General features: G+C 41.0%; 9 protein-coding genes and 1 other annotated feature. Of the genes, 2 read left to right on the top strand and 7 right to left on the bottom strand.

Annotated elements, in window-relative coordinates; translation table 11 throughout:
* Positions 1–209: 209 nt before the first annotated feature.
* From hutH to QA584_RS09125, 7 genes are all read right to left on the bottom strand, one after another.
* Positions 210–1739 (bottom strand): histidine ammonia-lyase, encoded by a 1530-nt coding sequence (gene hutH, locus QA584_RS09155; RefSeq protein ID WP_278274212.1) that lies wholly within the window; start codon positions 1737–1739, stop codon positions 210–212.
* A 382-nt stretch (positions 1740–2121) separates the two neighbouring features.
* The gene (locus QA584_RS09150) at positions 2122–2709 is read right to left on the bottom strand and encodes a PadR family transcriptional regulator (protein WP_278274211.1); all 588 of its coding nucleotides are present in this window, start codon (positions 2707–2709) and stop codon (positions 2122–2124) included.
* Positions 2710–2822: 113 nt separating this feature from the next.
* Positions 2823–3620, bottom strand: a complete 798-nt coding sequence (gene pdaA / locus QA584_RS09145) for a delta-lactam-biosynthetic de-N-acetylase (protein WP_442870356.1) — start codon at positions 3618–3620, stop codon at positions 2823–2825.
* A 246-nt stretch (positions 3621–3866) separates the two neighbouring features.
* Positions 3867–4466: a rhomboid family intramembrane serine protease gene (locus QA584_RS09140; RefSeq protein ID WP_278274209.1), complete on the bottom strand. Its 600-nt coding sequence runs from the start codon at positions 4464–4466 to the stop codon at positions 3867–3869.
* A gap of 36 nt (positions 4467–4502) precedes the next feature.
* Complete coding sequence (locus QA584_RS09135) at positions 4503–8642, bottom strand: DEAD/DEAH box helicase (protein ID WP_278274208.1); 4140 nt, start codon at positions 8640–8642, stop codon at positions 4503–4505.
* Positions 8643–8800: 158 nt separating this feature from the next.
* Positions 8801–11215 (bottom strand): leucine--tRNA ligase, encoded by a 2415-nt coding sequence (gene leuS / locus QA584_RS09130; protein WP_278274207.1) that lies wholly within the window; start codon positions 11213–11215, stop codon positions 8801–8803.
* 144 nt (positions 11216–11359) lie between these two features.
* Positions 11360–11593 (bottom strand) — a binding site (T-box leader).
* 107 nt (positions 11594–11700) lie between these two features.
* The gene (locus tag QA584_RS09125) at positions 11701–12744 is read right to left on the bottom strand and encodes a ketopantoate reductase family protein (RefSeq protein WP_331487873.1); all 1044 of its coding nucleotides are present in this window, start codon (positions 12742–12744) and stop codon (positions 11701–11703) included.
* Between the two features lie 246 nt (positions 12745–12990).
* Between QA584_RS09125 and QA584_RS09120 the strand changes: the two genes are divergently transcribed.
* Positions 12991–13512 carry an adenylate kinase gene (locus tag QA584_RS09120; RefSeq protein ID WP_278274206.1) on the top strand — a complete coding sequence of 174 codons (522 nt, stop codon included), beginning with the start codon at positions 12991–12993 and terminating at the stop codon, positions 13510–13512.
* A 522-nt stretch (positions 13513–14034) separates the two neighbouring features.
* Positions 14035–15246: a [FeFe] hydrogenase H-cluster maturation GTPase HydF gene (hydF, locus tag QA584_RS09115; protein ID WP_278274205.1), complete on the top strand. Its 1212-nt coding sequence runs from the start codon at positions 14035–14037 to the stop codon at positions 15244–15246.
* The last annotated feature ends 195 nt before the right edge of the window (positions 15247–15441 follow it).

The raw sequence follows: 15441 nt of genomic DNA, 5'->3' as shown, positions 1-15441 counted from the left end.
GAAATCCGTATTAATTGTATGATATATTCAAAGAACTATATTGTTTCCCAATTGCCTAATAAATTGAAGCATGATTTGCGTGTCAAAACCCAGCTTCGAATCATATTTTACTATACCATCTTAACACAGGATTTATAGCTCTGGTACCTTAAAGACTTTTCAGAAATAACAATGAGGACTTAAGTTCCAGGCTATAAATCTAATATTCCCTAAAACAAAAGCTCTCCGGCCTCTTGCTCTACACGTTTGATTAGCTCACCGCTTTTGATTAATTCCTCACTTTGATTAATATCCTCATATAAGGCTCTGTCTTCCACAAGTTTTTCAATCTTTTCCCTTATTAAGCCATAAGCTGCTTCTGTTCCGATCCCAAGACCTTTATTACCCCGCAAATCTACAGCCTGGCAGGCACACATCAATTCCATAGCTAAGATACGTCTTACGTTTTTCATAATCTCATTGGCTTTCCTGGCTGCAATGGTACCCATACTCACATGATCCTCCTGGTTGGCAGAGGACGGAATACTATCTACACTGGCAGGATGGGCTAGTACTTTATTTTCAGATACTAAAGAAGCGGCTGAATACTGCACAATCATATAACCGGAATTAAGTCCTCCATGCTCCACTAAAAATGCAGGCAGTCCACTTAAGTTTGAGTTAACCATCCGTTCAATCCGGCGCTCTGCAATGCTGCCAAGTTCCGCAACCGCAATTCCCAGAAAATCAAAACTAAGGGCCATGGCCTGACCATGAAAATTCCCTCCAGAAATTCCTTCATAGGTATCTGCGAATATAATAGGGTTATCTGTTACAGAGTTAATCTCTATCTCTATTTTCTCTTTCACATAGTTCAGTGCATCTTTACTGGCTCCATGTACCTGAGGAACGCAGCGCAGGGAATAGGCGTCCTGTACTCTTAACTCTCCTTGTCTTGTTATGTTTTTGCTTTCCTTAAGGAGTCTGTTAATAATTCGTGCCGTATCAATTTGTCCTTTATGAGGTCTTAATTCCTGTATTCTGGGATCCAGGGCATCTATAATACCGTTCTGAGCTTCAAAACTTAAAGCTGCTGCAATATCAGCAGTCTTAACCAGCCATAGGGTATCAAAAAGTGCAAGTGTACCTGCCGCAGTCATAACCTGAGTTCCGTTAATTAATGCCAGCCCTTCCTTTTCAGTCAGCTCTATTGTCGGAATTCCCGCAAGGTCCATGGCTGTACCTCCGTCATATATCTGATTTTGATATACTGCTTTACCCATTCCAAGCATAGGAAGTACCATATGAGAAAGCGGAACCAGGTCACCGCTTGCACCAAGGGATCCCTTTTGCGGTACAACAGGAGTTACGCCCTTATTTAACATAAGGATCATAGTCAGCAGGGTTTCAAGACGGATACCGGAGTAACCTTTCGCCAGATTATTAATACGGAGCAGGATGATAGCCCTTACTACCTCTTCCTCAAAAGGTTCTCCGGCCCCCACCGCATGGGAGATAATCAGATTTCTTTGAAGTTTCCTGGATTCGTTAGAAGAAATAACTGTGTTGCAGAAATTACCAAAACCGGTGGTGATACCATACACCACCCTTTCCTCGGCGGTCAGGGTATCCACGGCTTTTCTTGATGCTATAACCCTTTCTTTCGCATCTTTATTAAGCTGTACTGCCGCCCCATATCTGCTTACACGGACTACCTCTTCTATCGTAAGGTCATTTCCTGTGATTACTACTGGTTTCATACTGTTTGTTCCTCCTATTTGTATTCTTCATCCTTTTGCACGCTTACATTATCTGTTTATCATGGTAAATTGTTAAAATAAATAAAGCAGACCACCTGGTCTGCTTTATTTACCCGTTCTATTTATATTCATATCTATCCTATCCAGTATATGCCTGGTTCTTCTTTGCATAAACATCCTCCTGCTTATAAGCCTAACAATAATCTTAAAACTTGAGTCAATTATACCACTATTTTAGGAAATGTAAAGAATTGGTCTTAGTATCGCTGAGTAAATGCATGAAGTAAGAAATCCTAATAGAGTTCGGCCATATCTTACTTCATGCATTGAAGGCGTGATTACCCTTACTATTACTTTTTACTTTTTAAGCTTATCTATCTTCTTATACTTTACGATTTTCATTATCTTCTTTCTGCTTATTCTCCTGTACTTCTTTCAATACCTTCACTGCCTGCTTCGCCCATTCAATATAAGCTTTATAAATCTGTTCTCCAAATAATACGGTAAGATAGTAATATAAGTGATCCTCATCTTCCTGCATTACCTGTTTTAAATTAGCTTCAAAAATCTCCAAAATTTTAACACTTTGAAGCTGCCGTTCTTTAAAGGTTTCAATCCGTTCTATATTATCCTCTACCGTTACCATACTGCCAAAAAACAGCTTTAACAGGATTTCATATTTTACATACTCTTTATCTTCTGGCAGTACCAGCCATTCCTTTAGCACTTTTTTACCTTCTTCGGTTATGGAATACAGGTTACGTTCCGGTCCCCTGTAATTTCCGTCTGGCTTGCGAAACACCAGTCCTTTTGCTTCCATGGTTTTTAAAGTAGGATAAATCTGTCCATACCCTACCTCCCAGAAATGGCTGATCATATCATCTATTCTCTTTTTTATATCATAACCGCTAAGTTCCTCGTGATTTAACAGTCCCAGAATTATATAGATGGTATTGTTCTTCTTTGGCATTTTATTAACCCTTTCCGCTGTAACAATTATTTATACTGAATATGTATCTTATTGTCATAGAAATTACTGTATCATTTTGATATAGGAGTGTCAACTCTTTTTACTCAGTTAACTTACTGCTGCTGTCCGGTCAGCTCATTCAAGGTACCAAACGTATAGCCCATCTCTTCCCATTTGGTCAGCAATTCATCCAGGATTTCGGAATTGGTTTTCGAAGTACTGTGGAGTAAAACAATTGCGCCGGGATGAATCCTGCCTAAAAGCTTTTTAAAGGCTTCTTCCTTGGTAGGCTGTTTATCATTATACCAATCCACATAGGCAAGACTCCAGAAAAAGGTTTTATACCCTAATTCCTGAGCCATCTTTAAGTTGCTCTGGCTGTATTTGCCCTGAGGGGGACGGTAAAATTTCACCATTTTCTGGCCGGTGGTATCCTCATATACTTTCTCTAAATCCTCCAGTTCCTTACGGAAGGATTCCATGGTAGATATATTTGACATATTCGGATGATGATACGTATGATTGCCTACGCAATGACCTTCTGCCACAATCCGTTTCACCAGATCCGGACTGCTGGTTATAAAGTTGCCTACCAGGAAAAAGGTAGCGTGTACATTGTGTTTTTTCAGGGCATCCAGTATTGCTCCTGTGTACCCATTTTCATAACCCGCATCAAACGTTAAGTATATTTCCTTCTTGCTGGTATCTCCAATATAATAGGTATCATATTTTTTTAATTCATCTGCGGTTGCATTTCCTGTGGGTGGTTTTCCTTCTGTTGAAAAACCAAGTCCCCAGTTTTCTTCCCCTGCTTCCATAATAGCATGACTGCCATATGCATTAACCAGCATGGCTATCCCGCCGCCTAAAAAGTACGCTAATGCAAACATAAAAACAGTAAGTATAACCATTTTATATTTTTTCAGTATCACAAGATGCTCCGTATCGCTTTTTATCATTATAGTATATTAGGAGTCATCGTCTGACATACCAATACAGTATTGTCCTTTTTTATTAAATCAATATAAGTCTAAATTTCTATTTTAATTGTCATGATAAATAATTTATCCCAATGTTTATCTTGTCCTGGCAATTGGTCTGTCCAGGTATCATTTTGTCATGATAATTTCTGTTATGGTAATTTATGTCATGGTAAATCACTTTCTCTTACCTATCCCAGCACCAAATTTTCTGTTGATTCCTAAAAATCCAAAGCCTGCGCCGCAGATACCACCCAATATATGAGCTCCATGGGCAATACCATCCTTTACTCCGATACTGCTCATCATTTCCCCGCCTATATAGATAATCAAAACCAATATCAAAGTGATAGGAATCCTGCCTGCCTCCATACCTGCTGCCGAGGAAAGGACAATCATCATGAATACGATGCCACTGGCTCCAAGTAAAGCATTCTGGGGATAAAAAACAACATAAAATAAACCGGATACAAAGGCTGTGACCACTATCATAGCCAATAAAAGTTTGGAACCGTATTTTTCCTCAAGCATTGGTCCCAGTACCAGAAATAGAACCATATTACCGGAAAAATGTGCCCAGTTCGCATGTCCCAGAACATGAGTAAACAGCCTTAAATAAGCGAGAGGATCCGTCAAATAGGACCTATAGGTACAAAAAAGTAAATTCGTACTAATCCCGTTGGTAACAATTCCAAGTAACAGGACTGCTAAGGAGATCAGTGCAAAGGTAAGGGTAACCGGGGAATTATATTGAAATTTTGATATTATTTTTTTCATAAGTTATTTAACCTCTCTTTTTCTTATGCCATGTAGTTATTTCCGATATAACACATAATCCTGCATTTCCCTGATAAAACCTGCGGCAGATAAGGCAGGGGCCGCTGATGCCGGATACTGTTTTACTACCAGACGGTTTAAGGTTTGATACAAACGTTTTCCATGAAAATCCTGGGCAAATACGTTAAGACTTTCCTCTAAATCCGCAGCTTCAAAAATCCGCAGTACTTTTCCCTGACGCTCAAACACCATAACCGGCATACCTCCCTTTAAGGAAACCACGGTTCCGGCTACGTTAAGGAAGGATTTTTCCTTACTGTGGGGCAGAAATTTTCCCCAGGGCTGGGATGGATCAGAGGCAGGAAGCCAAACAAGCTGATTGTCAGTCTGTTCTAATATCGACATGGTCCCGTTGAAATCCTTTTCTCTGATAAACTGGATTCCAGAAAGCCCTTCTATAAAATATCCTCTTCTTACTCGCCCCGTATATTCCCATACCCGCAAAACCGAAAGGGCTTCACCCCAGTTTATCTCCCCTGCTGTTTCCCTGCTAAGAATAACTACCCGGTCAAATATACGCTCCAACTGCTGTTCCAAATCAAACTCCATAAGGGGGCGGATTACTTCCCATCGTCCCGTGGACAGTGCCTTGCTGCGTGCTCCAACACGTTGTCTGGCTGAGGCTTTTTCTATCTTTTCCCGGTTCAGCCATAACCTGACCGGCTGATAACTGTCGGAACAGATAAGACCTTTTTCAGTTAATGAAAGTAAGACATCATAAGGAGAGCTGCCTCCTAAGAGGCTTGCCAGCCTCTGGGTAAAACTGGCTCCCTGTTTTAATAATGCTTCATATACGAGCTTTTCATTACCTTCTAAAGAATTCAGATTTACTGTAAGCTCAGCCTCCCAGTCTATGTCTTCATAAGATTGGAACATAAGACCTTCTCCGTTTATCATATGCCAGAAAAGTTTTCCCTGAGTTAAAAGTGTATCCAAAAGCTCGGTACGGTACCCTTTCACCCGGTAAGGCAGTAAGGTGCTTTCCCATAATGAAATCTGAAAGGGCAGTCCGGCTAATAATTCCAAGGTTCTCTCAAGCTGTTCCAGGGCTGGTGCGCTAATGCGGATACGGTTAATTAAAAGCGCTGCATAACGCTCAGGTCCCTGGGTTTTTATCTGCCGTCTAAGGTTCTTTACCGTTTCTCTCTGGGCTCTGCTGTATAATTCCCCATGATAATACACACCGTCTTTTTCTACAACACTTTCCTGTTCGCACAGACGGTTCAGTACTTTATATGCCTCTTCCTCCGACCAGAAATACCGTTCCCCAATCTGCAGCACAGTACTCTCACCCCGGTATCTTAAAACTTTTCGCACAAGTTCCATTCTGGCTTCTAAATCATTCTCAATCAGCGCAGCCATATACTTATCCTTTTGTTCCGCCGCAATCCACAGCCCCGGTTCGATATACTCCACCTGTTCTTTCTGTACTAAAGCTTCAAGCCATTCAATGGGAATATCCAGTTCTCCAGCCATAATATCCCCCTCCATCATAAGCAGGGAGTGAAGCTGGTTTTCATCCTCCGGAAGATGGGTCCGCATAGACACTTTGGCAAGCTGTTCGGTATCCGGGGTAATCATCTCTACCTGTTTTAGTGCTTCCTCAGAAGCTTTTATGATTCCAACCGGTGTAGGGGCATAATCATACATCATGGATGCCTCTGTCTGCTGCCTTAGTAGAAAAGACATAGGTGACGGTGTATCCAGATACATTTCCAAAAGATTGATATTACCACTTTGTATCCCATTTAGTACATACATAACCCCTTCTATATCCCAGTTATCCTCTAAACATTCCCGCTTTGTCTCCTGAATTAATGGGTGATTTTCATATTTAACCATAGAGTCTAACATCTCGGCACTTCGCATACGTTGTAACCACAATGGCTGACGTCCGTTTTTTCTCACTCCCATCATCAGGGCTCTACCGGCATTATAACGAAAGGTCATGTTAAATAGAGGTTCTTTGGGCAGCAGTGCGTATAGTATCTGTTTTGCCGAAGCGACTGGTATATCATATAATAAACGGTCGGGAAGATCACAGTCACCAAATGGGTATAATAAAAATCCATCATCATCCGCCACACAGTTAATTGTTTCCCCAGTCCTTTTTACAGCAGCTTCTCTGGCAAGGATGGCCAGAGGTTCATTAACCTGCCTGCCAAAGATGGAATGAACCATTATCTGGGGAAGTCCATTTTCATCTGTAAAGTGTTCCACCAAAACCGTACTGTCATCCGGCAGACTATTAGTAGCCGTAAGCTGTCGTTTCAGATATTCCCCGGCACTTTCCGCCGCCGGTTCATTCAGTCCCAAACGGAGTAATTCTTCGTTTAAACAGCCCCTCTCTTCTGCCTGGCTTAATCTTTTAAATATCTTTCCAAAAGCTATTCCTGTCTGTATTCTTCTGCCCTTTATCTCACCTTTCCAAAAAGGAAGCCTGGCTCCGCCTGGAGGTGCCTGGGTAACTACTACCGTATCTTTTTGAATATTTTTTATCTGCCAGCCAAAGGTACCTAAAAGGAATCTGTCACCTACTCTGGATTCAAAGATAAATTCCTCATCCAGCTCTCCAAGCTTAACTCCACTCTCGGTTCTCACTGTATAAAGCCCCTTGTCAGGAATGGTTCCCCCTGCGGATACGGCTAACATACGGCTGTAATTATCACCCTCCACACGTTCATGGATACGGTCATACAGGATTCTTGGGCGGACAGGCAGGTCAAGATCATGTTCATAATCTCCTGCTAACATCCGAAGAACCCCTTTAACCTCTTCCCTGGTCACTGTCTGAAAGGGATAAGCTCTGCTTAAAACTTCCATAACTTCCTCAAGATTGTAGCTCTTTACCGCTGCCATGGATACAAGGTGCTGAGCCAATACATCCAGGCATAGCCGGGGAGGCTTTGAGGGCTCAACTCCGCCTTGCCGTACTACTTCTGCCGTTAATCCGCAGTATAGACCTTCTGCTGCCGCACGGGGGAACATATGCATAACGCTAATCCGGTTAGGGTTATGTCCGGCCCGGCCAAGACGCTGTAAGGTACTGGAGATGGAACGTGGACAGCCAATTTGGAATACCTGGTCAATTTCTCCCACATCAATTCCAAGCTCCATAGAGGAGGTAGCACATAACAGCCTTAAATTCCCCTCTCGCAGGGAATTTTCCACTTCAAATCTCTGTTCCTTGGATAAGCTCCCATGATGGGTTCTTGCAAAGCCTTCCCCTCCCAATTGATTTACATAATAGGCAAGCTTTTCCGCATATCTGCGTCCCTCCACAAAGGCTATGACACTTTTTGCTTTGATACACTGTTCGTAGATCATGCCTGCCAGTTCCTGCCAGACAGGGTCCTTCATGGCAGGTTTTTTCTCCGCTAAAGGACTTGTAATCACGAGTCTGACTTCTTTTCCCATCTTAGGTGCTATAATTGCCGCTGGTTCCGGGGCTAGATACTCTGCTGCCTTATTTAGTGGTTCTATAGTAGCCGATAGGCCAATACGCTGCAAGGGTTTTTCGCACAACTGATCCAGTCTTGCAGCGCAAAGCATCAGATGGGCTCCCCGTTTAGAATCTATCAGGGCATGAAGTTCATCAATTATCAGGTATTTAGCCGTGTGAAGGATTGATTGTCCGGATTTACTGGTAAGCATCAGATAAAGGGATTCCGGTGTGGTTATCAGAATGTGGGGAGGTGTTTTAATCATCTTACGGCGCTCACTTTGAGGTGTGTCCCCGGTACGTATGGCTATGGTCAGATGAAAGGGCTCCCTGCCGGTATTGATGCCGGCTTTTAGCTCTTCCTCCAAAATCCCGTTAAGGGGTTTACGCAGGTTTTCTCGGATATCTCCAGCCAGTGCCTTTAACGGGGATATATAGATAAGCTGTAATTCCTGCTTTAATACTCCCGCCCTGGCCTCAGCTTTTAATCGGTCAATAAATACTAAAAAAGCAGAAAGGGTCTTACCGGTTCCGGTGGGTGCAGATACAAGGGTATGTCTTCCTTCTGCAATGGCCGGCCAAGCTTCTTTTTGCACCGCTGTCGGTTCACCAAGGGATCGTTCAAACCACTTTATGGTAAGGGCATCGAATATGTTGGATGTATTTATTGGCATAAGAACTCCTCCTTAGCTTTCGTGTCGGCTTCTTGCTGCATTTTTATTACAACGAACTTTCAGTTTCTCTTTTTTATTTAATCATACCATAAATTACAGCCGGCGCAAGTTATAAAAATCCTTCCTGCGCCGGCTGATAAGTTACGATTATATAATCCTTATCTTACAACAATATTTAAAATTCTTCCCGGAACATAGATAACTTTAACTATAGTCTTGCCATTTAATGCTGCTTTAATAGCATCTAATTCCTTCGCTTTTGCTTCTACTTCTTCCTGCTTTTCATCCAGGGAGATGACCAGGTTTGCTTTTACCTTGCCGTTAATCTGAACGGCAATTTCTACTGTATTTTCAATGGTCTTCTCTTCTTCATATGCTGGCCAGGATGCCTGATAGATTCTTACCCTTTCTCCAGTTAACTGCCATAACTCTTCTGTAACGTGAGGGGCTACCGGATTTAAAAGTAACAGTAAGGTCTTAAATTCACCCATTGTTATGGAACCGATACGGTAAAATTCATTTACCAGTGCCATCATGGCTGCGATCGCTGTATTAAACTTCATGCTTTCAAAATCAAAGGTTACTTTTTTAATCGTCTGATGCATTTTAGTTTCAAGGTCTGCGGAATAGGAATCACCTTCTTTTACCATGTCTTTTAACTTCCATACCCTGTCAAGGAAACGGCGGCAACCTTTAACCCCTTCATTGGACCAGGCCGCGCTTAAATCAAATGCACCGATGAACATCTCATAGGTTCTTAAGGTATCTGCACCAAATTCATTGATAATATCATCTGGATTAATGACATTGCCTCTGGATTTAGACATCTTTTCATTGTTCTCTCCAAGAATCATACCATGGGAGGTTCTCTTCTTATATGGTTCCGGTGTGTTCACTAGTCCCTGGTCATAAAGGAATTTATGCCAGAAACGGGAGTATAACAGATGCAGTGTAGTATGTTCCATACCACCGTTATACCAGTCTACCGGCATCCAGTAGTCAAGTTCTTCTTTGCCTGCAAATGCAGTTTGGTTATGAGGATCAATGTATCTTAAAAAGTACCAGGAAGATCCTGCCCATTGAGGCATGGTATCTGTTTCCCGGTGGGCTTTTCCGCCGCAGTGAGGGCAGGTAGTTTCCACCCAGTCCGTCATCTTAGCAATAGGGGACTCACCATTATCGGTAGGTTCATAGCTTTCCACTTCTGGAAGCAGTAAAGGTAATTCACTTTCTGGAATAGGAACATAACCACATTTATCACAGTGGACAATAGGAATCGGTTCTCCCCAGTATCTCTGACGTGAGAACACCCAGTCCCTTAATTTATAATTCACCTTTTTCGTTCCGATTCCATTATCCATTAACCATTCTAATATCTTTTGTTTTGCTTCGGCAACTTCCAGACCATCTAGGAATTCAGAATTAACCAGCTTACCGGTGGAGGTATTGGTAAAGGCAGCTTCTTCCACTTTACCGCCTGCAACAACCTCGACAATTGGTAAATTAAACTTCTTTGCAAAATCCCAGTCTCTTTCATCATGAGCCGGTACAGCCATAATGGCACCGGTACCATAAGTCATTAATACATAATCAGAGATCCAGATGGGGATTTCTTTTTTATTCACCGGATTAACAGCCGTCAAGCCTTCAATCACAACACCGGTCTTTTCCTTAACCAGTTCTGTACGTTCAAAGTCAGATTTCTTGGCCGCCTGCTCCCGGTAATTAATTAAGGCTTCATAGTTCTTAATTTCATTCTTATACTTATCAATTAAAGGATGTTCCGGTGAGATAACCATATAGGTTGCCCCGAATAAGGTATCTGGTCTGGTAGTAAAAATACGTAAGTTTTCTTCTTTTCCGGCTATTTTAAAATCCACTTCCGCACCGACAGAACGTCCAATCCAGTTTACCTGGGATACTTTAATTTTTTCAATATAATCCACCATGCTAAGGTCATCGATTAATTTGTCCGCATAGTCTGTGATTTTTAACATCCACTGGCTTTTTACTTTTCTGACAACTTCGCCGCCGCAGCGTTCGCAGACACCGCCTACAACCTCTTCGTTGGCAAGCCCAACTTTACAGGAAGTACACCAGTTTATAGGCATTTCTGTCTTATAAGCAAGTCCTTTTTTAAATAACTGTAAAAAAATCCACTGGGTCCATTTATAGTACTCTGGATCTGTTGTATTAATTTCTCTATCCCAGTCAAAGGAATAACCAAGAGCTTTTAACTGTTCTGTAAAATGTTCTATATTTTTCTTGGTTACAATCTTTGGATGGATATGGTTCTTAATAGCATAATTTTCTGTGGGTAGTCCGAAAGCATCCCAGCCCATAGGATATAAAACATTATAACCTTCCAGTCTCCTTTTTCTGGCGATGATATCCAGTGCTGTATAAGGTCTTGGATGTCCTACGTGAAGACCCTGTCCTGAAGGATAAGGGAACTCAACCAAGGCAAAAAACTTTGGTTTGCTCTTATCTGTACCTACTTTAAACGCTTTTTCTTCCTCCCAGATTGCCTGCCACTTTTCCTCAATTTCTTTTGGTGAATAAAACTCACTCATTTTTCATTCCTCCTGATATTTGGATCTATTCTTTTCTTGGTAAAACTAGAAAGCGCCTGACTTGTCAGACTCTAGCGCTCTTACTTAAGTGACATATTCCTCTTAAGTTTCATTCGCATTAAAAAACCTCTTCCTCTCTAATAATCTAGAGACGAAGAGGTTCTATCTATGCAAGAACTGCTTTCCGCGGTACCACTCTAGTCCATCGCCCAAAGGCAATGTACTCTTGTAATCTGTAACGGGATCTCCCGCTCTGCCTACTAACATGTTCAGTCAGAGAGCTCCAAGGCGAGTTCAAAGTCCTTAACTGCCACTTTCCACCACCAGTGACTCTCTGTAAGTCAGACTACTTTTACTACTCCTTATCATTGCCACAATATGATATATTTTATAACTTATTTTATCATTTCTAAGTTTGTTGTCAAGTAGATATTAATATATCCCCTATAAATCGTCAATTCTTCTTTTGACGGCATATTGCTATTCTAAAAATTAAATTTTCCCAGATTCTTTTCTTCACACACCTTAATGCCATGATAGAACATCCAGTTTAAAGGCGTTTCTATTCCAAGTTCTTCTCCTAGCTTCACCACTTTACCGGCAAACATATCTATTTCGGTCACTCGACCGTTCTCCAAGTCCTGCAGGGTGGAAGGCTTGTTGGATAAGGGCAGTTTTTTAATTGTCCCTTCCTGAATTTCAAGGTCTTCTTCGCCAAGTCCGACACCGAGTTTATTGGCAATTTGAATTACCTCACGCATTGCGGCATGACGGACGGCATTGGCATGTTCACTTACCTGATAGGCCCCAAAGGGTATGCCTAGTAAAGCACAGGTCAGATTTTCGCCTACATTGCACATGAATTTAAACCACATGCCCTTAATCATATCCGGGTCAATATTATAACCGATACCGCTGGCGTCAAATAATTCTTTCACTAAGTTTACCCGTTCTGATACTATTTCATTCTTAGCTTCACCAAAATGTACTTTGCCCCAGTCAGGTACTGCATCTGTAACTCCATCCTTCATGACAACGGAAACTCTCATATAAGAATACATAACATGTTCCCAGCCATAAACCGCTGCAACTCTTTCCTCACTGTCAATTCCGTTTAAGACACAAAGTATCAGGGTATGCTCACCAACCTGGTTACGGATATCCGTGATAGCCTGATTCAGACCGGTTTCTTTTACCGCTATAATAATCAAATCCGCCGTATCCTCTTTTAAGTCAGGCGTTATTACTGTAAATTGGTGTCTGACACCATTCACGGTTACCCCTCTTGTCTCTAACCTTTCCTTCCGCTCTCCCTCTGCCAGTACACGAAAGTTACCTTTTCCCAGATAGTGATCCAGTTTCGGTGCAAAAAATACTCCCATTGCTCCTAATCCAATTAAAGTTACTTTTTTGATAGCCATAATATTTCTTTCCTCCGGTTTGATTATTTTCAGTGTGTCAAAATGGGTATCCGCTATAAAACTATCCTTCGTTTCTTTTATTATATCTTTGGAAACTGAATTAAGCAATAGTCTCTCATAAAGCTTGATAGATACCAAGTTAGGAATAACTTCAAATGGTTGGCAGTATCATGAACCATGCTTTACTTAACGCATTTGGAATTAGTTGTAAACCTTTCCGATAAATGGTATACTAAATGTAAAACTTGAATCTCACTTTTCCTGTAGAGGTTCGTTAAATTCATGTATAAAAGACAAACAGAGATTTATTGACTCAATCAGAATCTTGCCCAGGGAAAAATGGAGGAATTAAATATGGTAATTCTAATAGCCGGCAGTTCACATACCGGAAAAACAGTACTTGCACAAAAGTTGTTACATAAATATGGATTCCCATATTTATCACAAGATCATTTAAAAATGGGCTTAATCCGAAGTGGTTTCAGTACAATAACCCCTGTAGATGACGTAAAAGATATCATGAACGTGATTTGGCCTGTGACCAGAGAAATAATCAAGACCTGTATCGAAAACAAACAAAACTTAACCATAGAAGGGTGCTATATCCCCTTTGACTACCATAAATCTTTTGACGAAGAATATTTAAAACACATAAAATATACCTGCTTAATCTTTAGTGAAACCTATATCCACCAACATTATGATGATATAATTACTCATGCCAATGCAATCGAATCCCGAGATAAGGAGGACTCCAAATACTGCACAAGAGAACTGCTTCTTACAGAAAATAACTATAATTTAAAACGATGTAAAGAGGAAACCCGAAATTACATACTAGTTAATGATAAATACGAAGTAGATATCACATTATAACAAACACAGCAAATAGCCTATTTTCTATGACTATGGCAGTTTTCTGATATGTAATTTTTTCGTTGGAATAATCCCTCATTCCATTTAAACTTGGTAAATCGCACCACACCAAGACGGAATAGAATAACTTTCGTAATAATTGACATAAATTTTTAGTAATGATATAATAACCGCATATGTTATAGGTTATATAAGCAGTGAGTTTAAGCATAAACCAACGTCATTTCCTTCTGACGCCAAAAATTTATAAAGGCGAAAGGCATATTCACACAGGAATGTATAGCGTCCTTTGCCGGACGCATTTTTTATGCAATAGTAAATTGTATCCAATTACACAAAAACGCTCTGTTATGGATGCGCACCTCGCGGAAAGAAGTTATTGCCAAGGTTCCCTCAGGTGCAAGTGTCAGTAAACCTACACTGTAATCTTTCCTGACCAAGATCATACCTTACACATATGCTGCAATCCTTGTTACAATTATGAAACTCAAACTTTAAACATCCCGAATTGGAGGTATACTTATGGGACTAAATGAAACTCCATCTGCGAATAGAATACACATCGGTTTTTTCGGCCGGCGCAATGCCGGTAAATCCAGTCTGGTTAATGCCGTTACCGGACAGGCCCTTGCTGTGGTGTCCGAAGTAAAAGGAACAACCACAGACCCGGTTTATAAGGCAATGGAACTGTTGCCTATGGGTCCCGTAATGATTATAGACACCCCTGGAATTGATGACGAAGGGGGACTTGGGGAATTGCGTGTAAAAAAGGCAAAACAGGTCCTTAACAAAACCGATATAGCCGTACTGGTAATCGATGCCTCGGAAGGAATTAAGGATACCGACCTTGATCTGATTACTACCTTTACCGCCAAGGAAGTACCTTATGTGATTGTCTATAATAAACAGGATTTACTTGATACGATACCTGATCCAAAGCCCAATGAAATATATGTAAGTGCCCAAAAACAGGACGGCATACAGGAGTTAAAAGAAAAAATTGCCCACTTAACTACGGTGGAGGATGAAAAATTAAAAATTGTAGCAGATTTATTACACCCCTCTGACTTTGTGGTACTAGTTACTCCCATCGATAAAGCTGCTCCCAAAGGCAGACTCATACTACCTCAGCAGCAGACGATACGTGATATTTTAGAAGCTGACGCGACTGCTATCGTTGTGAAGGAGTATGAGCTTCGGGATACCTTATTAAGTCTTGGTAAAGAGCCTGCCATGGTCATTACCGACAGTCAGGTATTTGCAAAGGTATCTGCCGACACCCCCAATCATATCCCGCTTACCTCTTTTTCCATCCTGATGGCACGGTACAAAGGACTGTTAGATACTGCGGTAAAAGGTGTGATTGCTGTTGAAGCTTTAGAGGACGGCGATACGGTTTTGATTTCGGAGGGCTGTTCCCACCACCGTCAATGTGATGATATCGGAACAGTTAAAATTCCCCGTTGGATGAAAAACTATACCGGTAAGAACATAAATTTTGAATTTACCTCCGGCACTGAATTCCCGGAAGATTTGTCCCCGTATAAAATGATTGTACATTGCGGAGGCTGTATGTTGAATGAACGGGAAGTCCGTTACCGTATGAAATGTGCCGTAGATCAGGGAATACCCATTACGAATTATGGGATAACCATAGCTTATATGCAGGGAATTTTAAAGCGCAGCCTTAAAGTCTTTCCCCATCTTGAGGCTATCCTTGAAGAGTTGATATAAAATCAAAAACCAATATAAAGTAACCATATGTTAGTAATAACTAGAAATCAATTACTTACTTTCAATTACTCAATATCAATTGCTTAATATCAATTAATCAATATCAATTAATCAATATCAATTAATCAATATCAATTACTCAATACAATTACTTAATATAATTTTTGAACGAGTACCTTCCATTATGTTAAATAG

It is taken from the genome of Anaerocolumna sp. AGMB13025 (genome assembly GCF_029689925.1).
In the GTDB taxonomy this organism is placed as follows: domain Bacteria; phylum Bacillota; class Clostridia; order Lachnospirales; family Lachnospiraceae; genus Anaerocolumna.
This window is presented reverse-complemented; position numbering and strand designations above follow the sequence as displayed.